Source organism: Exiguobacterium sp. RIT341 (genome assembly GCF_000632205.1).
GTDB lineage: Bacteria > Bacillota > Bacilli > Exiguobacteriales > Exiguobacteriaceae > Exiguobacterium_A.
The window spans coordinates 298,786-319,484 of sequence record NZ_JFYW01000001.1; the positions used below are offsets into that span (position 1 = coordinate 298,786).

Annotated in this window: 20 protein-coding genes and 2 other annotated features; of the genes, 17 read left to right on the plus strand and 3 right to left on the minus strand. The window is 46.6% G+C overall.

Annotation, left to right across the window (positions count from 1 at the left end; genetic code table 11):
- Positions 1-12 precede the first annotated feature (12 nt).
- Together mnmA and BW42_RS01455 are read left to right on the plus strand one after the other, a co-directional pair.
- The gene (gene mnmA / locus BW42_RS01450) at positions 13-1,134 is read left to right on the plus strand and encodes a tRNA 2-thiouridine(34) synthase MnmA (RefSeq protein WP_029342234.1); all 1,122 of its coding nucleotides are present in this window, start codon (positions 13-15) and stop codon (positions 1,132-1,134) included.
- A 13-nt stretch (positions 1,135-1,147) separates the two neighbouring features.
- Positions 1,148-1,813: a lipopolysaccharide assembly protein LapB gene (locus BW42_RS01455; protein ID WP_035406548.1), complete on the plus strand. Its 666-nt coding sequence runs from the start codon at positions 1,148-1,150 to the stop codon at positions 1,811-1,813.
- 47 nt (positions 1,814-1,860) lie between these two features.
- Here the strand turns inward: BW42_RS01455 and BW42_RS01460 are convergent, their stop codons facing one another.
- A complete protein-coding gene (locus BW42_RS01460; RefSeq protein WP_035406551.1) occupies positions 1,861-2,409 on the minus strand; it encodes a VOC family protein in 549 nt (182 codons plus the stop codon).
- Between the two features lie 116 nt (positions 2,410-2,525).
- Between BW42_RS01460 and BW42_RS01465 the strand changes: the two genes are divergently transcribed.
- From BW42_RS01465 to BW42_RS01535, 15 genes are all read left to right on the plus strand, one after another.
- On the plus strand, positions 2,526-4,751 hold the full coding sequence (locus BW42_RS01465; RefSeq protein WP_035406554.1) for an ATP-dependent RecD-like DNA helicase: 2,226 nt from the start codon (positions 2,526-2,528) through the stop codon (positions 4,749-4,751).
- Positions 4,752-4,793: 42 nt separating this feature from the next.
- Positions 4,794-5,004, plus strand: a binding site (T-box leader).
- A 57-nt stretch (positions 5,005-5,061) separates the two neighbouring features.
- Positions 5,062-7,704, plus strand: coding sequence for an alanine--tRNA ligase (gene alaS, locus BW42_RS01470; RefSeq protein WP_035406557.1), 2,643 nt, complete (start codon positions 5,062-5,064; stop codon positions 7,702-7,704).
- 34 nt (positions 7,705-7,738) lie between these two features.
- The gene (locus tag BW42_RS01475) at positions 7,739-8,008 is read left to right on the plus strand and encodes an IreB family regulatory phosphoprotein (protein WP_029342229.1); all 270 of its coding nucleotides are present in this window, start codon (positions 7,739-7,741) and stop codon (positions 8,006-8,008) included.
- Positions 8,005-8,427 (plus strand): Holliday junction resolvase RuvX, encoded by a 423-nt coding sequence (gene ruvX / locus BW42_RS01480; RefSeq protein ID WP_035406560.1) that lies wholly within the window; start codon positions 8,005-8,007, stop codon positions 8,425-8,427. The genes BW42_RS01475 and ruvX overlap by 4 nt, the downstream gene beginning before the upstream one ends.
- Before the next feature lie 14 nt (positions 8,428-8,441).
- A complete protein-coding gene (locus BW42_RS01485; protein WP_023468909.1) occupies positions 8,442-8,729 on the plus strand; it encodes a DUF1292 domain-containing protein in 288 nt (95 codons plus the stop codon).
- A complete protein-coding gene (locus BW42_RS01490; protein WP_023468908.1) occupies positions 8,716-9,009 on the plus strand; it encodes a DUF1292 domain-containing protein in 294 nt (97 codons plus the stop codon). Before BW42_RS01485 ends, BW42_RS01490 begins: the two co-directional genes overlap by 14 nt.
- A gap of 78 nt (positions 9,010-9,087) precedes the next feature.
- Complete coding sequence (gene mltG, locus BW42_RS01495) at positions 9,088-10,236, plus strand: endolytic transglycosylase MltG (protein WP_035406563.1); 1,149 nt, start codon at positions 9,088-9,090, stop codon at positions 10,234-10,236.
- A 71-nt stretch (positions 10,237-10,307) separates the two neighbouring features.
- Entirely contained in the window at positions 10,308-10,946 is a 639-nt protein-coding gene (locus BW42_RS01500) for an O-methyltransferase (protein WP_081780346.1), read from the plus strand.
- 16 nt (positions 10,947-10,962) lie between these two features.
- Positions 10,963-11,610 (plus strand): uridine kinase, encoded by a 648-nt coding sequence (gene udk / locus BW42_RS01505; protein WP_035406565.1) that lies wholly within the window; start codon positions 10,963-10,965, stop codon positions 11,608-11,610.
- Between the two features lie 56 nt (positions 11,611-11,666).
- Complete coding sequence (greA, locus tag BW42_RS01510; RefSeq protein ID WP_029342224.1) at positions 11,667-12,140, plus strand: transcription elongation factor GreA; 474 nt, start codon at positions 11,667-11,669, stop codon at positions 12,138-12,140.
- A gap of 52 nt (positions 12,141-12,192) precedes the next feature.
- Positions 12,193-12,891, plus strand: a complete 699-nt coding sequence (mtnN, locus tag BW42_RS01515; RefSeq protein ID WP_035406568.1) for a 5'-methylthioadenosine/S-adenosylhomocysteine nucleosidase — start codon at positions 12,193-12,195, stop codon at positions 12,889-12,891.
- A 106-nt stretch (positions 12,892-12,997) separates the two neighbouring features.
- Positions 12,998-13,942 (plus strand): beta-ketoacyl-ACP synthase III, encoded by a 945-nt coding sequence (locus tag BW42_RS01520; RefSeq protein ID WP_035406571.1) that lies wholly within the window; start codon positions 12,998-13,000, stop codon positions 13,940-13,942.
- A 1-nt stretch (position 13,943) separates the two neighbouring features.
- A complete protein-coding gene (gene fabF, locus BW42_RS01525; RefSeq protein ID WP_035406574.1) occupies positions 13,944-15,182 on the plus strand; it encodes a beta-ketoacyl-ACP synthase II in 1,239 nt (412 codons plus the stop codon).
- 97 nt (positions 15,183-15,279) lie between these two features.
- On the plus strand, positions 15,280-16,836 hold the full coding sequence (locus BW42_RS01530) for a peptide ABC transporter substrate-binding protein (RefSeq protein ID WP_035406577.1): 1,557 nt from the start codon (positions 15,280-15,282) through the stop codon (positions 16,834-16,836).
- Positions 16,837-17,041: 205 nt separating this feature from the next.
- Positions 17,042-18,685 carry a peptide ABC transporter substrate-binding protein gene (locus BW42_RS01535; RefSeq protein WP_035406580.1) on the plus strand — a complete coding sequence of 548 codons (1,644 nt, stop codon included), beginning with the start codon at positions 17,042-17,044 and terminating at the stop codon, positions 18,683-18,685.
- 99 nt (positions 18,686-18,784) lie between these two features.
- On the opposite strand, the gene trpS is transcribed toward BW42_RS01535, so the two are convergent.
- Together trpS and BW42_RS01545 are read right to left on the minus strand one after the other, a co-directional pair.
- The gene (trpS, locus tag BW42_RS01540) at positions 18,785-19,786 is read right to left on the minus strand and encodes a tryptophan--tRNA ligase (RefSeq protein ID WP_035406584.1); all 1,002 of its coding nucleotides are present in this window, start codon (positions 19,784-19,786) and stop codon (positions 18,785-18,787) included.
- A gap of 51 nt (positions 19,787-19,837) precedes the next feature.
- Positions 19,838-20,044, minus strand: a binding site (T-box leader).
- A gap of 56 nt (positions 20,045-20,100) precedes the next feature.
- On the minus strand, positions 20,101-20,481 hold the full coding sequence (locus BW42_RS01545; protein ID WP_035406587.1) for a DUF3899 domain-containing protein: 381 nt from the start codon (positions 20,479-20,481) through the stop codon (positions 20,101-20,103).
- Between the last annotated feature and the right edge of the window lie 218 nt (positions 20,482-20,699).

Genomic DNA, 20,699 nt, shown 5'->3' on the forward strand with positions numbered 1-20,699 from the left:
GAGGTGAAATGAATGAATACACGAGCGAAAGCCCCGAGTGAAACGACAGTCGTCGTTGGGATGTCGGGCGGTGTCGATTCGTCTGTGACGGCTCATTTATTAAAAGAGCAAGGCTATAACGTCATCGGGATCTTCATGAAAAACTGGGATGACACGGATGAGAACGGCTTTTGTACGGCGACGGAAGATTATGAAGACGTCATCGCCGTAGCCAATCAAATCGGCATTCCGTATTATGCGGTCAATTTTGAAAAAGAGTACTGGGATAAGGTCTTCACGTACTTCCTCGATGAATATAAACTCGGTCGGACACCGAATCCAGACGTCATGTGTAACAAGGAAATCAAGTTCAAAGCCTTCCTCGATCACGCGATGCGTCTTGGTGCCGATTTCGTCGCGACAGGTCATTATGCACGTGCTGTCTATGAAGATGGAGAACATAAATTGCTTCGTGGTGTCGATGCAAACAAGGATCAAACGTATTTCTTGAATCAATTGTCGCAAGAGCAAATTGCGAAGGCGATGTTCCCAATCGGTCACATGGAAAAATCAGAAGTGCGCCGGATCGCAGAAGAAGCGAACCTTGCAACAGCTAAGAAAAAAGACTCGACCGGTATTTGCTTCATTGGCGAGCGGAATTTTAAACAGTTCCTCGGTCAATACCTACCGGCACAACCCGGTGAGATGCGGACGCTTGACGGCAACGTCATGGGTCGTCACGATGGATTGATGTACTATACGATGGGGCAACGCCACGGGCTTGGTATCGGTGGCGACGGAGAACCTTGGTTCGTCGTTGGAAAAAACCTAAAAGAGAACATTCTCTATGTCGATCAAGGATTCCATAACGAATTATTGTATTCGGAAGGATTACTTGCTTCAGATGTTAGTTGGACATCTGAACGTCCAGTCGGTGAGACATTCCGTTGCACAGCGAAATTCCGTTACCGTCAACAAGACACAGCCGTCACGGTTCGTGTCCTTGAAGATGGACTCGATGTTTCGTTTGACGAACGTCAACGGGCGATCACACCAGGACAAGCGGTCGTGTTCTATGATGGAGACATCTGCCTCGGTGGTGCCACAATCGATGCAGCCTATAAAGCAGGCGAACGCCTCGCTTATTTAGCGTAAGGAGCAAAAGAAGATGAACTATAATGAAGTAGGGTTCCGGCATCTAGAAGCTGGAAATTATGAATTAGCAGCGCAAGCTTTTAATGATGCGATCGAAGAAAACCCAAAAGATCCGACAGCATACGTCAATCTTGGAACATTACTCCAATCGATGAACGACGCTGATCGTGCCCTCCGTTTTTATGACCGGGCACTAATGATTGATAATACGTTTGCGAGTGCCTATTATGCGAAAGGTGCCTTGTTCTTTGCTGCCGACAAACTCGTCGAAGCAGAGGAATCATTGCGCGCGGCGTTATTGTACGGACTTGACGACGCGGATCTCCATTTCATGCTAGGGATGACGTATCAAAAACTCGGTGATCCAGTCCGCGGCTTACCTCGTTTACAACGCGCGTCAGAACTAAACGGTGTCGATATCGAGGTCGCGTTCCAATACGGACTTGCCTTAGCGCAAAACGAGAAGTTGGAAGAAGCGGTCGAGATGTTCGAGCATGTCTTGATGCTTGACGAAACGCATACAGATGCACGATACAATTATGCGATTGCTCTTGCCTTCCTCGGTCAACAGGAAGCCTGTTATGCAGAACTTGAAGCCGTTCTTGCCTATCAGCCGGAACACGCGCTTGCACGAGATGCAAAAGCGAAGATGGATGCGTTATTAAAACAAGCAGATTGATCTAAAAAAAGACGATTCCAGGCGGAGTCGTCTTTTTTGTATGGTATTTAATTCCCGACTTCACGGATGACACGAAGCGGAGGTCCGGAAAAGTCTTCATAGGCTTCATCCATGTTTTTCGTATACAGTTCGATGACGTTATTTTCTGTATCCTTGAAATAAGCGGAATACTCTTTTTGGTTCGAGGTCTCCTGTTCATCCCATTCTCTTAGCTTCACGGTGATTGAAGCTTCCCGAAGCTGATTTAAGGCTTGCTGGAACTCGTCCTTCTCAACGTAAAAGGCACAGTGGACATGGACTCCGCCTTCATCGTACAACGTATCCCATTCGGAGACCGGTAAATGTTTAACGGTTCGTTCTTCCATCGTGAAGTCCCGTTTCAGCCAAAGACCGAGTCGGGTGTTGCCGCCAATGTAGAGCCACGTTGCCCAGACCCCATCTTGTTTAGATTGTTCTTTGCTCGGCTCAGCATCCTCAGGTGCCCATTGCTCGACAATCGGAATACCAAGTGTCCCATTCCAAAAGCCAAGGGCGCGATCCATATCCTCAACTTCAAGTACTAACTCACACAATCCTGCAATCGGTAAACGTGCCATCCTTGAACTCCTCCTCTTAACGAAATGTTTCACGTTATCTTTCCCTGATTTAAAATCCGGTAAACGAATGCTATGATGAAAGCAGCGAATGAAAAAGAGAGAAAGAAGGTGGAGTGATGGAGCACCCCCATCAAGTAGTCGGGCGCGTCAAACGTGTGCTCTTTTCTTCTGAAGAGGAAGCACACTCCATTGTACTGGTCGCCGTCAAAGAAAAGAACTTTGAATTAAAAGAGACCGAGCTCGTCATTACGGGTACAGGAGTCGGAATCGAACTCGGAGGGACGTATCAAGCATTCGGTCGTCTCGTCGATCATCCCCGATTCGGAAAACAACTGAAGGCGGAGCTGATTCGTCGATCGGTTCCGATGACCAAACATGCGACGATCCGCTTCTTGACGAATGGTTCGTTCACCGGCATTGGTCCGAAGACAGCGAAAAATATCGTCGATGCTCTCGGAGAAGACGCAGTGGATCTCATTTTGAAAGATGAACGGGTACTGAATCAGGTGCCTGGGTTGAAACAAAAACAAGCCGACATCATATTGAATCGACTCGCCACGTTATACGGTGTCGATCAGTTGATGCTGTTCTTAGCACCGTTTGATGTCACACCGAAGCTAGCGGCAAAGATCTATGCCGCGTACGAGGGCGACGCCATGGCACGGATTCGGGAGAATCCGTATTCCTTGATGTATGAAGTAAACGGGATTGGCTTTAAGACAGCCGATCATATTGCCGCGCACCTCGGACTTGTCGGGCTACATCCAGAGCGTGTCGCTGCTTCGATCATGCATATATTAGAACAAGAAGCGGGCGAGGGACATGCCTTCGCGACGGTCGACTCTCTGTTGCAACGGGCACCCCGTCTGCTAGGGGAAGATCCGGGAGAGCGGCTGGAACAAGCGATCGAACTGTTGCTCGCTGAAGATAAGGTCAAGCTTGAAGAAGGTTGCTTGTATTTACCGACGATCTTTTATGCGGAAGTCCGAGCGGCGAAGGAGCTAGCACGCGTCATGGCAAACGGTGCTGAACAAGAAGTCGATGTCGCGACGATTCTTGAAGCAATCGGGCACCTCGAAGAACAGTTTGGCATGGAATATGCCGCGCAACAGCGAGAAGCGATCGAGTTAGCGGTCAAAGCGCCGCTGATGGTCTTGACTGGTGGACCGGGTACCGGTAAGACGACTGTCATCAAGGGAATTTTGCATGCGTTGCAAGAAATTCATGACTGGCCGCTTGAGAAGAGTCGCGTCAAGACAGGAGAGGTCTATCCATACGTCCTTGTTGCACCGACGGGACGTGCCGCTAAACGTCTATCGGAAGCAACAGATGTACCGGCGATGACGATTCACCGTCTCTTAAAGTATGATGGAACGAACTTTCAACTGAATGAGGATCAGCCGATCACGGGAAAAGTACTGATCATCGATGAATCGTCGATGATTGATATCTACTTGTTATCGAGTTTGCTTCGCGCCGTCCCGAATGGCATGAAGATCTTGTTCGTCGGTGACCGCGATCAATTGCCATCCGTCGGTCCAGGACAGGTGCTGGCAGACTTGATGGATACGGAAGGAATTCCCGTCGTCCGTTTGAACGTCGTCCATCGTCAAGCAGAAGATTCTTCGATATTGCGCCTGGCGCACGATTTGAAGAACCGGACGACGTCTGCTGATTTGTTATCACCACTTGCGGATCGCCGCTTCTACACTGCGTCTCCGCAAGAGACGTTACGGGGCATCTCGGCCTTCGCGGAAAAAGCACTCGCAAAAGGCTACTCGAAATTCGATGTCCAGGTCCTCGCGCCGACCTACCGGGGTCAGGTCGGGATCGACGAATTGAATGTCGCCTTGCAACGCGTCTATAACCCGGAGGAACCGAAGAAACGGGAAGTCAAACAAGGGACGCGGATTTACCGAACCGGGGACAAGATTCTCCAGCTCGTCAACAATGCGGAAGAAAACGTCTATAACGGAGATATCGGCGAAATCGTCAATATCTTCTTCGCTAAAGAGAATGTCGATAAAGTCGATAAAATCATCGCCCGGTTCGATCAGACGGAGGTCGAGTACAACCGGAGTGATTGGGATCAATTCACGCACGCCTATGCGATTACGATTCACAAAGCGCAAGGATCTGAGTTTCCGATCGTCTTGATGCCGGTCTATTTCACGGGGGCGTTCAAACATTCCCGAAATTTAATTTATACGGCAGTTACTCGGGCAAAATCGAGTTTGTTATTATTCGGTGATCCGCGTGCGTTCCATAAAGCGTCGCAAGAAGAGGAACCCCGGCGCCGAACACGATTGATCGAACGACTCGGTGGGGTGACAAAGACTTGACGGATGCTGTTCGATAGGTAATAATCACGATAGATGAATGGACGTAACACGTTGATGGAAGATAAGTAAAAGGAAAACTCGAGTCCAGAGAGAAGTGAGTCTGCTGCAATCACTTTCTCGAGTCCCTTTGAAGCTCCTTCCGGAGTCGGGTGTAAACACCTGCGGGTCATCCCCGTTATCAGATGTTCGAGGTAGGCAATAGGTTGCTTACGAACGAGGGTGGTACCACGGAAGCGATGCTTTCGTCCCTTTTCAGGGATGAAAGCATCGTTTTTTTGCGTCCAAATAAAACCAATGGAGGTAACTGTTCATGAAAGCTCTAAAACCATTAACGGGTGCACAAATCCGTCAGATGTATCTTGATTTCTTCCAAAGCAAAGGGCATGCGATCGAACCGAGTGCTTCGCTCGTACCGGTCGAGGATCCATCGCTCTTGTGGATCAACTCGGGTGTTGCAACACTCAAGAAATATTTTGATGGTCGTGTCATTCCTGATAATCCACGTATCGTCAACGCACAAAAATCAATCCGGACGAACGATATCGAAAACGTCGGGAAAACAGCGCGTCACCATACGTTCTTCGAGATGCTCGGAAACTTCTCTGTCGGTGATTACTTCCGTGAAGATGCAATCAAATGGGGTTGGGAACTCTTGACGAGTGATGACTGGTACGGTCTTGACCCAGAACGTCTTTCGGTCACGATTCATCCGGAAGATGATGCAGCGCGTCAAATCTGGCTTGAACTCGGTGTACCGGCTGAGCGGATCATTCCGCTTGAAGATAACTTCTGGGAAATCGGTGAAGGTCCATCTGGTCCGAATACGGAAATCTTCTTCGATCGTGGTCCAGCTTTCGGAGACGATCCGAACGATTCAGAACTTTATCCAGGTGGCGAAAACGAACGCTATCTCGAGATCTGGAATATCGTCTTCAGTCAGTACAACCACGACGGACACGGCAACTACACGGAACTTCCGCGTAAAAACATCGATACTGGGATGGGACTCGAACGGATGGCGTGTGTCATGCAGGACGTGCCGACGAACTTCGATACGGATCTGTTCATGCCGATCATTCATAAGACAGAAGAAATCAGCGGCAAGATCTACCGTGATGATTCGAAACTTGATGTAGCATTCAAAGTCATCGCAGACCACATCCGTACTGTATCATTTGCGATCGGTGATGGTGCTCTTCCTTCGAATGAAGGACGTGGATATGTCCTTCGTCGTTTACTACGACGTGCGGTTCGTTATGCGAAGATGCTTGGGATCGAACGTCCGTTCATGTATGAACTCGTTGATACGGTCGGGAACGTCATGGTTGACTTCTACCCACAAGTTCCGGAAAAAGCGGACTTCATCAAACGCGTCATTAAAAACGAAGAAGAACGTTTCCATGAGACGCTTCATGACGGTCTTGCAATCTTGAACACGGTGGCTCAGAATTCTAAAGCAAACGGTGAGCACGTCATCAGTGGCGAAGATGCGTTCCGTCTGTATGACACGTATGGTTTCCCACTCGAATTGACAGTTGAGTATGCGGAAGATCATCAGATGTCTGTTGATGAAGAAGGCTTCAAACAAGCGATGGACGCGCAACGTCAACGTGCGCGGGCAGCACGTGAAGAGAGCGGTTCGATGCAACAACAATCGGAAGTCCTCTCGACACTAAAAGATAAAAGTACGTTCGTCGGCTATACCGACCTTAAGGCGGATGCAAAAATCATCGCATTGTTGCATGATGGAGAACGAGTCACAGAAGTGGCTGCTGGTGAAGAAGCGCAAGTCATTCTCGATATCACGCCGTTCTACGCTGAAAGTGGTGGTGAAGTCGCGGATACAGGAACAATCGAAGGCAAAGACTTCGTTCTTGATGTCAAAGATGTTCAAAAGGCGCCAAACGGTCAAAACTTGCATACGGTCATCGTCCGTACAGGAATCGCAACGGAAGCGGCGGATGTCGTTGCAAACGTCGAAGCAGCAGAACGTAAAGCCGTCACGAAAAACCATACGGCAACACACTTGCTTCATAAAGCATTGAAAGACACGCTCGGAACACACGTCAACCAAGCGGGATCACTCGTTTCTCCAGAACGTCTCCGCTTCGACTTCTCACACTTCGGTGCAGTGACACAAGAAGAGTTGACAAAAATCGAACAAGACGTCAACAAAGCGATCTGGGCATCATTACCGGTTGATATCGAAGAGATGAACATCGCTGATGCAAAAGCAAAAGGCGCGATGGCATTGTTCGGTGAGAAGTACGGTGAAACGGTTCGTGTCGTCTCAGCAGGCACATATTCGATTGAATTGTGTGGCGGAATCCACGTCGGAAACACTGCAGAGATCGGTCTGTTCAAGATCGTCTCCGAGTCTGGGATCGGTGCAGGTACACGCCGGATCGAAGCCGTAACGGGTGCAGGCGCGTATCGTGTGATGAATCAACACTTGGAAACACTCGAACAAGCAGCAGCTGTCTTGAAAACGAAAACGACGGAAGTTCCGGTCCGTATCGAAGCACTGCAACAACAACTTCGTGAGACGGAACGGGCGAACGAATCGTTGCAAGCAAAACTTGCGAACATCGAAGCTGCTTCACTAAAGGACGATGTTGAGGAAATCAACGGCGTACGTGTGCTTGCAAAACGTGTCGACGTCTCAGATATGGATGCCCTTCGCGGTATGATGGATGAGTTGAAGAGCTCACTCGGATCAGCAATCATTGTTCTCGGTAGTGCGCAAGGTGAAAAAGTCAATCTTGTCGCAAGCGTTTCAAAAGATTTAATCGACCAAGGCTATCATGCTGGTAAATTGATCAAGGAAGTCGCAACACGCTGCGGTGGTGGCGGTGGCGGTCGCCCTGACATGGCTCAAGCTGGTGGGAAAGATGCGTCGAAATTAGAAGAAGCACTCGCGTACGCTTCACAATACGTGCAATCACTGGCATAATAGAAACGTAGTGTATATGAAAGAGGTGATGAACGTGAGTCAGATGGATCAAACGATGAAATTCAACTTTCCAGAAGACGATAACAAAGCAGCGACACGGGATGTGTTGTTGACGGTCTATCATGCTTTAGAAGAAAAAGGATATCATCCGATCAACCAAATCGTCGGCTATCTCCTATCTGGAGATCCTGCTTACATTCCTCGTCATAATGACGCACGTAACTTAATTCGTAAGATTGAACGTGACGAATTGCTCGAAGAACTCGTGAAATCTTATTTGGCGGAGAGTGGAAATTCAAAATGAAACGTGCAATGGGACTAGACATCGGTTCGAAGACGATCGGGGTAGCGGTCAGTGACTTGATGGGCTGGACGGCGCAAGGTGTCGAGACGGTCAAGTGGACGGAACCGGATTACCCAGAAGCCTTCAAACGGCTCGATGTCATCATGGAGACATACAATGTCGAAATCCTAGTCATTGGTCTTCCGAAAAACATGAACGGTTCCATCGGTCCCCGTGCGGAGGCGAGTGAAGCCTTTGCGAAGGAAATCGAACAGCATACTGGGCTTGAAGTCGTCTTCATGGATGAACGGTTGACGACGATGCAAGCAGAACGGATGTTGATCGATGCCGATGTCAGCCGCAAGAAACGAAAACAAGTCATCGATAAGATGGCTGCCGTCATGATCCTGCAATCGTATTTGGATCGGGCGAATCGATGAAGGGGGAGAAACCGATGGCTGAAGAAAAACGTCAGTATCTCTTTCCAGATGAAGAGGGCGGCGAACATCTTTTCGAAGAATGGTACCGTTACTCAAGTGAACGTACAGGAAAAACCTATCTATTTCTTGAAATGATCGGTAACCCTGACGAAGGAGCGGATGATCTAATCATCTGTGAGATCGATGAATATGGAGAAGGCGAAGATGATTTTGAATTGAGCCTGATCGATGAAAATGATGAGCAAACTTGGGATGAACTCGAGCTTGCGTTAAAGGAGCGGATCACTGATGCAACAGAATGAGCCAACACGTTACGTAATTCCGGACGGCGAAGGAAATGATTTCGAATTCGTAGAACGTCTGCGTTATGAAAGCCCACGTTCGAGCAAGACATACATCTTCCTCGAGCCAATCGGAGCAGATTATGACGAAGCAGAAGAAGTCGATATCTTCGTTTACGAACTCGACGAATACGGTGATGGAGACAACGACTTCAACCTCGTACCAATCGACGAAGACGATACAGCGACTTGGGATGAAATCGAAGAAGTCTTTAACACGCTCGAAGATCAGTTAGACTAACCCGACTCATGACAGGTGACGTCGTAAGAGACTTTCTCTTACGGTGTCACCTTGTTTTAAGAGAAGAAGGAGGAACCGATGGAGAACGAATGGAAGCAAAATGCTGAAATCGAAAAAAGGCGACGCCGGACATCACGCCGGATCACGCTGATCATCCTTTCTGTATTGTTGACGATTTTTCTAGTTACCAGTGCGGTCATCTATGTCTTTTTGAAAAATGCGCTTGAACCGGTCGATGAAGCAGCGACGAAATCCGTCAAAGTCGAAATTCCTTTAGGCGCAGGAACGAGTACGATCGCGTCCTTACTAAAGGAAAAAGATTTGATTGCAAACGAGACGATTTTCCGTTATTACGTCCGTTATAAGAATGAATCGTCATTCCAGGCGGGTACATATACCCTGTCACAAGCCATGTCCCCGGATGAAATCATCAATGAATTGAAAACGGGAACGGTCATGAAGGCAGCGGATGTGAAAATCACGTTACCTGAAGGCATCACGATGGATCGTCAAATTGATTTAATCGCGAAAGCGACGAAGTTCAAAGAAGAGACGATTCGTAAAGAATTGACGGATGCGATGTTCATCGATGCCATGATTGAAAAATATCCGATGTTGACGGATGAAGTGAAGAAGAATGGCGTCTTGTACGCACTTGAAGGATATCTCTTCCCAGCAACGTATGAGTTCGATAAAGGAAAAAGCATTGATCAAATCGTCGAGACGATGCTCGACGAGACAGAAAAAGTCTACGATGAAAATGAGGATGCCATTCGAAAGTCAGGCATGACCTTCCATGAAGTGCTCAGTCTCGGTTCAATGGTCGAGCGTGAAGCCGCGACACCGAAGGATCGTCGTGAAATCGCAGGCGTCTTCAAAAACCGTTTAGATGATGGCATGAAACTTCAGTCGGACCCGACGGTTTGGTATGGCACAGGCGAGAATACGGCATTGACGACGCTGAAGGATCTTGAGAATAACTCGAAGTACAATACGTATAAGTACGAAGGAATTCCGATTGGTCCGATTTCAACGGTCAGTAAGGATTCCGTATTAGCTGTCTTGAACCCGAATAAAACAAAATATGTCTATTTCTTCGCCCGTCCACCAAGTGATACACATCCACGAGGACAGATTCTTTACGAAGAGACATATGAAGAACATCAACGAAACGTCGTTAAGTATAAACCGGAATGGGTGGAATACGAAGCGAGTAAAGAGCAATGAGCAACGGGTTGGGTTGAAGCGGAAATGACGCTTCAAGTCAACCTGTTTATGCGGAAGAGGGAGTGAATGGCGTGAAGGATTTCACGACCTATGTCGAATCGATGATTCATCCTCGTGATGCCCTACTAGAAGAAATGGAGCGTTATGCGGAAGAACATCATATACCGATCATCGAGTTGACCGGTTCCGAAGTCTTGTTGTCGCTCCTGCGATTACAGCAACCGAAGCGTATTTTAGAAGTCGGAACAGCAATTGGTTATAGTGCGATCCGGATGGCACGTGCGTTACCGGATGCGCGTATTACGACAATCGAACGGAATGCAAAGCGGTATGAAGAAGCAAAAACCTTCATCGCCCGGTCAGATGTGGCGGATCGGATTGACATCATTTTTGGTGATGCAGTAGAATTAGCCGAAACGCTTGAAGACCAGTTTGATGCAGTCTTCATCGATGCAGCTAAAGGACAGTATAAAAAATTCTTTGCGGGATATGGGCGACTCATTCCAGAGGGTGGCGTGCTTTATACGGACAATCTCTTCTTACACGGAGATGTCCTTGAGCCTGACCCGAAGACATTCGATCGAAGAAGACGTCGGCTCGTGCGTCTCGTCAAAGAATTCACGGTCTGGATGATGGAACAAGAACAATATGATACGACGATTTTTCCGCTCGGTGACGGTGTATCCGTCAGTCGGAAAAAGTCGAAATGATGGAGGAACGAATGACATGCAAAAACCGGTAGTAATAGGCGTAGCGGGCGGAACGGGTTCAGGGAAGACGACGGTGGCACGTTCACTTGTCGATGCGTTCCCAAGCGAATCAATCGTCATGATTGAACAGGACGCATACTATAAAGACCAAAGTGAATTATCAATGGAAGAGCGATATCAGACAAACTATGATCATCCATTTGCTTTCGATAATGGTCTTTTGATCGAACACATTCAAGCGCTCCGCGAAAACATTGCCGTTGAAAAACCGGTATATGATTATGTCGCACATACACGTGCTCAAGAAACGATTCGTCTCGAACCACGTGATGTCATCATCGTAGAAGGAATTTTAGCGCTTGAAGACGAACGGTTACGGGAACTAATGGATATTAAGGTGTTCGTCGATACGGATGCGGACGTTCGCATTCTTCGTCGGATGCAACGTGATATCAACGAACGTGGGCGTTCAATTGATTCTGTCGTTGAGCAGTACACGAATGTCGTCCGTCCGATGCATCTGCAGTTCTGTGAACCGACAAAACGTTATGCGGATATCATCGTACCAGAGGGCGGTGAAAACCACGTGGCAATCGATTTACTCGTAACGAAAATCCGAGCGATCCTTGATTATCGTTCGGCACTTGATCAAAGAGGATATTGATTCCAAAAAAGATGTGAATATACTATACTAGTGGAATAAAAAGGAGCGTGACAAAAATGGCAGAAAAGCAATACTACATGACGCTTGAAGGTAAAGCGAACATTGAAAATGAATTGAATGAATTGAAGTCAGTCCGCCGGAAAGAAGTCGTCGAGAACATCAAGATTGCCCGTTCGTTCGGTGACCTTTCAGAGAACGCAGAGTATGATTCAGCAAAAGAAGAGCAAGCAATGGTCGAAGGCCGGATTGCTCAACTGGAAGAGATGCTTCGCAACGTTGCCATCATTTCGGAAGAAGAGAAGGATATCTCAGTCGTCGGTATCGGAACGACAGTCACTTTCTTGAGTGTCGAAGACAACGAAGAAGATACGTATACGATCGTTGGTAGTGCCGAAGCAGATCCGTTCACGGGTAAAATTTCGAACGAATCACCAATCGCAAAAAGTTTAATGGGGCACCAAGTCGGAGATCAAGTCTCTGTACCAGCACCAGGCGGCGAATACGCAGTAAAAATTACATCGATCAAATAAAGAACACAGGAGCCGGAGCAATCCGGCTTTCTGTTTGATGGAGGAATGGACCATGCCAATCGCAATCATCGGCGCAATGGAAGAGGAAGTCAACTTATTGCGCAACGAGTTGTCAGAACGTAAAGATACAGTCATTGCAAACTATCATTTTTATGAAGGACTCTTGAATAGCGTTCCTGTCGTCATTTTGAAGTCAGGAATCGGGAAAGTGAACGCTGCGATCGGTACGACATTATTGCTTGACCACTACAAACCAACTGCTGTCATCAATACCGGCTCAGCAGGCGGATTTAAAGAAGGCTTAACGGTTGGGGATGTCGTCGTCTCAACAGAAGTACGTCACCATGACGTAGACGTGACAGCGTTTGGTTACGAATATGGTCAGGTACCTGGAATGCCAGCTGCCTACCAAGCAGATCCAAAGCTCGTAGCAACAGCAGAAGCTGTCATCGAGCGCATGGATGCAATTCGTGTCGTTCATGGATTGATCGCGACAGGTGACTCCTTCATCCATGATTCAGAGCGTGCTGCTCAAATCAAGGCGCACTTCCCAGAAGTCGCAGCCGTTGAGATGGAAGCTGCGCCAATCGCACAAGTCTGTCATCAGTTTGGTGTTCCGTTCGTCGTGACACGTTCGATTTCAGATAGCGCTAATGAAGAAGCGTCACTCTCGTTTGATGAATTCCTCGAGATTGCGTCAATCAATTCCGCTAAAATGGTCATGGAAGTCGTTCGGACGTTAGCAGAATGAGGTAGAAGGAAGGGCACGGGAGACCTTGCTCTTCCTTTTTTCTTTGACAAAAGCAAATTAACGCTTTATATTAGTACCAGATACTAATAACAAAAGGGGATGCCTTATGAAGATCGGGATTGTAGGATTAGGAACGTCTTTGCCATCACGTCGCGTAACGAATGATGAGCTAGCAACGACGCTCGACACAAGTGATGAATGGATTCGGACACGAACAGGAATCGGGGCACGACGGATCGCAGCCGATGATGTGGATGTAACAGACTTAGCGACAGAAGCGGCTCAGAAGGCACTCGATGATGCTGGATTGACAGTAGAGGACATCGGCTTGATCGTTGTCGGAACGGCAACAGGACGTGCGTTCCCTTCTACAGCCTGTATCGTTCAAGAGCGCCTGGGAGCACGAGGAGCGACCGCTTTTGATATCAGTGCGGCCTGTAGTGGATTCATCTTCGCATTACAAACAGCTGCAAGCATGTTATCAACAGTCAAAGGAAAACATGCACTGGTCATCGGTGCCGAAAAAATGTCGAGTATCGTTGACTGGTCAGACCGGTCGACAGCGATTTTATTCGGAGATGGTGCAGGAGCGGTCGTCATCGGACAAACTGAGCAAGAGGGATTAAATGCTTTTGAACTCGGAACAGACGGACGTGGAGCCCATCTGTTGTTTAAGGATATCGATGGACCAATCGAGATGAACGGTCGCGAAGTCTTTAAGTTCGCCGTTCGTAAATTACCGGAAATCGTTGAGAAGGTCATTCAAAAAGCAGACAGCACGCTTGAAGATGTCGATATCTTGATTCCGCATCAGGCGAACCTACGCATCATCGATGCAGCGTGTGAACGACTGCATATTCCGCAAGAAAAGGTCATCGTTACGATCGATGAGCATGCGAATACATCTGCTGCTTCGATTCCACTCGCACTCGAAGAAGCACGTAAGCAAGGTCGTCTGACACTAGGTACGAAACTTGTACTTGCTGGCTTCGGTGCCGGATTGACTTGGGGAGCAGCATATATTACTTGGACTAAAGGAGAGAACACATAAGATGATGAGAAAACGCGTTGTAGTCACAGGAATCGGGGCATTGACACCAATCGGGAATGATGCGAATACATTCTGGGATGCATTAAAAGAAGGAACGAACGGAATTCGTCCGATGGAGCGTCTCGATATCGATGAGTATCCAACGAAGGTTACGGGCGAATTACAGAACTTCGATGTCACAGAATTCATTGAGGCGAAAGAAGCACGGAAAATGGATCGCTTCGTTCATTATTCACTTGTCGCAAGCCTGGAAGCTGTAAAAGATGCTGGAATCGACATTAAAGAAATTGCAGAACGTGCTGGGGTCTGGATCGGATCTGGAATCGGTGGCGTTGAGACGATCGAGAAACAAGCGAAAATCTACTTTGAACGTGGACACCGTCGTGTCAGCCCATTCTTCATTCCAATGATGATTCCGAACATGGCAAGCGGTCAGGTATCGATCTATACCGGAGCCAAGGGACCGAATAACTGTTCCGTCACTGCATGTGCTTCAGGAACGAATGCCATTGGAGAAGCACTGCGTGTCATCGAACGTGGCGATGCGGATGTCATGATCGCTGGTGGAGCGGAAGCACCGATCACGAACTTAGCATTTGCTGGTTTTTGTGCCAACAAAGCGATGTCGACGAATCACGATCCTGAAACGGCAAGTCGTCCATTTGATGAAGGACGTGACGGATTCGTCATGGGAGAAGGCGCAGGTATCCTGATTCTTGAGGAATACGAGCATGCGGTAGCACGTGGTGCGAAAATCTATGCAGAGGTCAGTGGGTATGGATTAACAGCTGATGCGTATCACATCACAGCTCCGGATCCAGACGGAGACGGTGGAGCACGCGCGATGGCGATGGCGATTCAAGATGCGGGCATCACTCCGGAGGCAGTCGGATACATCAATGCTCATGGAACGAGCACACCGATGAACGACATTCTTGAAACAAAAGCGATTCACAGTGTCTTTGGTGAACAAGCGAAACAACTCGTCGTCAACTCAACGAAATCGATGATCGGTCACTTACTTGGTGGAGCAGGTGGTGTCGAGGCGATTGCAACAATTAAATCGTTACAAGAACAAACAGTTCACCCGACGATCCATCTGAAACAGCCGAGTGAAGGCTGTGATCTCGACTACGTGACAGAAGGTTCACGTCACGTCGAAATGACTTATGCGCTCAGCAACTCGCTTGGGTTCGGTGGACACAACGCATCACTCGTCTTCAAACGGTATGAAGCTTAAGCTCAAGCGACTCCCTTGAAACATCAAGGGGGTCGCTTTTTTGATGAAATTCTGATTCAATAGAGAAATGCGTGTTTGACGCAGAAAGGAGTCGTTTATGGCTAACATCACAAAAAAGACATCGATCATGGCACTGCTCCTATTTTTACTGATTGCACTTAGTGGCATGCTCATATATCGTCTGTCGTCGTCTCAAGAAACTAAAACAAGTAACGAAACAAAAACAGCAAAAGTCGAACTGATTGAATCATCGCTTCCGAAAACGTCAGATATTGCGCTGGCGACAGATAGTCGTTCAAAGACACTTTTAGCGCAATTGTATGAAGGATTATATGTCTTTACTTCCGGAACATCGGTCCGTCGAGGTTTAGCGCAGGATATGTCAGTCTCGAAAGATCGATTGACGTATACGATTCAACTCAAAGAAACGAAGGATGCCAATGGTCAGCCGATTACGGCGCAGCAGTTCGTCGATAGTTTTCGGCGTATCGCTGCTAATCAAACCAATTCACCGTATGGTTTCTTGTTTGAAGTATTTAAAAATGGACGCGCCGTCAATGATGGAAAAATGAAACCAGAGCGTTTAGGAGTCAAAGCCAAAGGACGCAATCAACTCATCATCACGTTGAATCAGCCGGTTTCGAATCTAAAGGAATTACTTGCGATGTCCGTCTTCTATCCACAACCGGAATCAAAGAAGTGGGAAGAACTTGTTGGAAATGGTGCATTTACACTAGAAAAAATGTCGAAAAGCGGATATACGCTTAAGAAAAATGATCAGTATCATCAGCAAAACGTTGTCACAGTAGCGAAAATAGAAAGCCGTATCACTCCCGACCATCAGACGCAATGGAGTTCGTATGAGAAAAGCAAGGCGGCTATCCTTCCATTACAAGAAAGTGTCGAAACACAAGGTGATCAGGTTTCACGACCGACCTATCAAAAAAAGCGGAGTGGTGTCTTTTATATCGCCTTTAATCAAAAAAATGACACGTTCCGCGATACGACACTCAGAAAGCGGATTGCTCACGCCTTGATGGAAAAAGAATCGGTTCAACTTCCTTTAGGGTATGCAGGTATTCCGACGAATCGATTCGTCGTCACGGATACGAACGTATTGATGTCAGAATCCGTTCAAGAGAAACCTGAAAAATCACAAGAACATAGTAAACAACAAATTGAGATGCTTAATTTTGATGATCCACAAGCAAAACGGATTGGGGAACAACTCGAAACCTATCTTGAGAAACAAATACCTGAGATTGATATCATTCTTAAGCCAGTCGCGATTGAAGAGAAAATCGACAAAGAACAATCATCACGATATGCGATGACTTTGACTGGATGGATGCCAGATTATCCTGGACCGCTAGCCTATTTAAATCAGTTCGTCTCAGACAATCCTTTAAATTCGGTGAATTATCAATCCAAGGTATACGACCAGACAGTTGAAAAAGCAAGAAAAGAAAAAGAGATAAAACGAAAACAAGCACTCTATCATCGAGCCGAAGTACGGTTAATCCATCAGGATGCTGTCGTCGTTCCTTTGTATCAGACGACTGAGAAATTATATGTTTCTGATACGATTCAAGGAATTGAAGTACCGATTTATGGACCGGAATACCTACTCCGCTCGATGAAAATTTTAAAATAATCACTTAACTGGGACCATTATTTCTTAAGGTCCCAGTCTTTTTTGAAAAAATATTTAGAAAAATCGGATAAAAGGTTTGCAAAATTATCAGAACATTGTAAACTATTTGTAACGAAGGGTTTGATTCGAATATAGTAATTCTTTTTTTTTCGGTCAAAAACCTGACAGTATCATTTTTTTAGAAACCTAGGGGGGTCATCGTAACATGAAGAAGAAAAGCTTTGCTTTAGCTACATCGGTAGCACTCGTATCAAGTGCGTTCCTCGCAGCTTGTTCGACAACGGATTCAGGCGACAAATCGGGCGACACAGGTTCAAGCAAAAAATCAAACGATCAAACACTTAATTTGATCGAAGGTTCGGACATCCCGACACTCAACCCGACGACTTCAACAGATGCAGTGTCTTTCAACGTGTTGAACAACACGATGGAAGGTCTTTACCGTCTTGATGACAAGCAGCAGCCGACACCAGGTATCGCTGAAAGCCACACGGTTTCAGATGACAAATTAACATACACGTTCAAATTACGTGATGCGAAATGGTCTGATGGTACACCAATCACGGCAAAAGACTTTGAATATGCATGGAAAGAAGTTCTCAACCCGGAGAACGCTTCACAGTATGCATATGTCTTCTACAATATCGAAGGTGCAGAAGAGTACAACACGAAGAAAGGTGATCGTGATGCTGTCGGCGTTAAAGCGGTTGACGACAAAACGTTTGAAGTTAAATTAAAAGCCCCTGCAGATTACTTCCTCGGACTCACTGGATTCGGACCATTCATGCCGAAATCAGAAGAACTCTCGAAGAAAATCGGGAAAGACTTCGGTTCGACTGCAGACAAATCGCTGTACAACGGACCATTCAAGTTAACAGATTGGACACGTGAGCAAGGCTGGAAAATGGTTAAAAACGATAACTACTGGGATAAAGATGCCGTTAAACTCAAAACGATCAACGTTAAGGTTGTTAAAGAAGTTGCGACAGGCGTTAACTTGTATGAAAAAGGCGACATCGACCGTACAGGTCTAACTTCTGAGTTCGTTGCCCAGTACAAAGACAATAAAGAGTTCAAAACAAAAGGTGAATCAACGATTTTCTACCTTTACCTCAACACAAAGGTGAAAGCGCTTGATAATGAAAAAATCCGTCGCGCAATCGACATGGGTTACAACAAAAAAGGAATCACGGATGTCATCCTTGCAAACGGATCACTTCCAGCGAACTACCTCGTACCAAAAGATTTCGCAAAAGATGCTGACGGAAAAGATTTCCGCGACAAGTATCCGGCATTCAACGAATACAATGCCGATGAAGCGAAAAAACTCTGGGAAGAGGGTCTCAAAGAAATCGGTCAAAAATCGGTTGATCTTGAGCTCTTGAACTACGATAGCGACGATGCTAAGAAAATCGGTGAGTTCTTGAAAGGGGAACTTGAGAAAAACCTTCCAGGTATGAAGGTTACGATCAAACAACAACCATTCAAAAACAAACTTGATCTTGAAAACAAAGGTGACTTCCAGTTCTCATTCGCCGGCTGGGGTCCTGACTACCAAGATCCAATGACGTTCCTCGATCTCTTCGTCACGGGCGGACCATACAACCGTGGTAAATGGTCGGACAAAGAGTACGATAAACTCATCAAAGATGCACAAACTCAAACAGATGCAACAAAACGTTGGTCTGAACTACAAGAAGCTGAGAAAATCCTTCTTGATTCAGCAGCGATCTCACCTGTTTATCAGCGTGGACGTGCATTCCTCGTTAAACCATACGTTAAAGGAGTCGTCGAGCATAACTTCGGCGCAGACTTCTCATACAAATGGGCTTCAATCGAAGGAAAATAAGCAAAATAAAAAACGGTTTCCGATTTGATTCGGAAGCCGTTTTTTATCTGTGATATATAAAAAGACCGGGACATCCCGGTCTTTCGCGTAGAGGACGAATTATCTTTTTACTTTCGCACGTTTCCGTTGTAAGCCCATTGCCTTTTCGATCTTCGCGAGTTTTTTGGCAGCGACTGCTTCTGCGCGATCACGTCCAGCGTCGAGAATTTGATCGAGTTCTTCAGAGTCAATCAATTCATAATAGCGCTGTTGAATCGGTTCGAGTTCCGCAATGATCGCTTCTGCGACATCTGCTTTGAATGTTCCATAATTCGAGCCCTCGTATTTTGCTTCAAGAGCTGGAATCGAGATACCAGCGAGTAGGGAATAGATCTCAAGTAAATTCGACACACCTGGTTTGTTTTCACGATCGAATTTTACGATGCCTTCCGAGTCTGTGACAGCTGATTTCACTTTTTTACGAATGACATCTGGTGCGTCAAGCATCGAGATGAAGCCTTTCGGATTTTGATCAGATTTTGACATCTTTTTATCTGGCGTCGTCAAACTCATGATCCGGGCACCTGATTCAGCAATGATCGGTTCTGGTAATGTGAACGTCTCATAATAGCGGCTATTAAATCGTTGGGCTAAATCGCGCGTTAACTCAATGTGTTGTTTTTGATCGTCACCGACCGGAACGAGTTCCGCGTCGTAGAGAAGGATATCAGCTGCCATGAGCGTCGGGTAGACGAACAACCCTGCACCAATCCGCTCTTTTCCTTGTGATTTATCTTTATATTGCGTCATACGTTCTAGTTCACCCATACCGGAAAGACATGTCAACATCCAGCCGAGTTGCGCGTGCGCTTTGACTTCTGATTGAACGAAAATCGTTGATTTTTCTGGGTTCAGACCACTTGCGATATAAAGAGCAGCAAGGGCGCGTGTATTGTTCATCAGTTCGACACGATCGATATCGACCGTGATGGAGTGCAGATCGACGACGCAGTAATATGCATCATGACCGTCCTGTAAGTTCACGAAGTGTTTCATGGCACCTAAGTAATTTCCGAGTGTGACCGTTCCGGTTGGTTTGATACCTGAGAAAATCGTTTTCATAATGAAATCCCTCCAAATAATAAGATCAAAATAAAAAACGCCCCTTGAAAATCAAGGGACGAGTCATCGCGTTGCCACCCAAGTTGCTATTTACATAGCCGCTCAATTTGCTGTAATGGGCAAACCCATCTGACTCTACTTGTTTTCGAATCAGCCACTCGAAAGTCCATTCACTTAGGCATCACCTGTCCATTTTCAGCACCATGGACTCTCTGAGAGGAGTGGATCTAAGTTACTACTCTTTGTCGTCGTGTTTTCTTGTTTGATTAGCTTGAGTTTACCATACCTTAGGTAGAGCGTCACGTTGATTTCGTTTAAAAATATGAGATGATCAGTGAGACGACGATGAAGATGATACCGCTTGAGACATAGGGCTTCGTCCGTGCTGAAGCACGGCGTTGCTTTTTGCGAAGCACTTCTTCCTCCTCGTCTTCATCTTCGTAATAATCGCCATCAATCTCTCGCAACTTCGCTTCCCGCTGCTTTTTGAATCCAGCTGTCATGCCACGGAAGAAACCGTTAGCAGACATATTCGAGAAGAATCCTACTGCAACTAACAAGAATCCTGCTATGAATAAACCACCAGACAGATGATACAAGATGCTGTGTGTTGAATCCGTCATAGTCGCCCAAATCGTGTAAAGCAGAACAAGAATGACCGCAATGATGACCGGTCGGAAATACGTCGATCGCATGAAAATCCCCCTTTACGTACATAGATATTCTTAGTATACGAAACTTTTAATGCTGTTACGAATCGGTAACAAACGAATGATGCAAAATAGCAAATAGTGTGACTATTCACTTGACGTTAATGCTATTCTCACATAAAATCAATTTATCACTTCGTTTAAGTTTTTGAAACTAGGTCAATGCATTTTGGGGAATACATTGCAGTTTCGACGGGACGTTA

Excerpts from the sequence above, each read along its gene's own strand:
- fabF (WP_035406574.1), top strand. The coding sequence starts at position 13,944 with ATGATGAGAAAACGCGTTGTAGTCACAGGAATCGGGGCATTGACACCA.
- mtnN (WP_035406568.1), top strand. The coding sequence starts at position 12,193 with ATGCCAATCGCAATCATCGGCGCAATGGAAGAGGAAGTCAACTTATTG.
- trpS (WP_035406584.1), bottom strand. The coding sequence starts at position 19,786 with ATGAAAACGATTTTCTCAGGTATCAAACCAACCGGAACGGTCACACTC.
- BW42_RS01485 (WP_023468909.1), top strand. The coding sequence starts at position 8,442 with ATGGCTGAAGAAAAACGTCAGTATCTCTTTCCAGATGAAGAGGGCGGC.
- ruvX (WP_035406560.1), top strand. The coding sequence starts at position 8,005 with ATGAAACGTGCAATGGGACTAGACATCGGTTCGAAGACGATCGGGGTA.
- BW42_RS01545 (WP_035406587.1), bottom strand. The coding sequence starts at position 20,481 with ATGCGATCGACGTATTTCCGACCGGTCATCATTGCGGTCATTCTTGTT.
- greA (WP_029342224.1), top strand. The coding sequence starts at position 11,667 with ATGGCAGAAAAGCAATACTACATGACGCTTGAAGGTAAAGCGAACATT.
- BW42_RS01455 (WP_035406548.1), top strand. The coding sequence starts at position 1,148 with ATGAACTATAATGAAGTAGGGTTCCGGCATCTAGAAGCTGGAAATTAT.
- BW42_RS01460 (WP_035406551.1), bottom strand. The coding sequence starts at position 2,409 with ATGGCACGTTTACCGATTGCAGGATTGTGTGAGTTAGTACTTGAAGTT.
- BW42_RS01520 (WP_035406571.1), top strand. The coding sequence starts at position 12,998 with ATGAAGATCGGGATTGTAGGATTAGGAACGTCTTTGCCATCACGTCGC.
- mnmA (WP_029342234.1), top strand. The coding sequence starts at position 13 with ATGAATACACGAGCGAAAGCCCCGAGTGAAACGACAGTCGTCGTTGGG.
- udk (WP_035406565.1), top strand. The coding sequence starts at position 10,963 with ATGCAAAAACCGGTAGTAATAGGCGTAGCGGGCGGAACGGGTTCAGGG.
- BW42_RS01530 (WP_035406577.1), top strand. The coding sequence starts at position 15,280 with ATGGCTAACATCACAAAAAAGACATCGATCATGGCACTGCTCCTATTT.
- mltG (WP_035406563.1), top strand. The coding sequence starts at position 9,088 with ATGGAGAACGAATGGAAGCAAAATGCTGAAATCGAAAAAAGGCGACGC.
- BW42_RS01465 (WP_035406554.1), top strand. The coding sequence starts at position 2,526 with ATGGAGCACCCCCATCAAGTAGTCGGGCGCGTCAAACGTGTGCTCTTT.
- BW42_RS01490 (WP_023468908.1), top strand. The coding sequence starts at position 8,716 with ATGCAACAGAATGAGCCAACACGTTACGTAATTCCGGACGGCGAAGGA.
- alaS (WP_035406557.1), top strand. The coding sequence starts at position 5,062 with ATGAAAGCTCTAAAACCATTAACGGGTGCACAAATCCGTCAGATGTAT.
- BW42_RS01535 (WP_035406580.1), top strand. The coding sequence starts at position 17,042 with ATGAAGAAGAAAAGCTTTGCTTTAGCTACATCGGTAGCACTCGTATCA.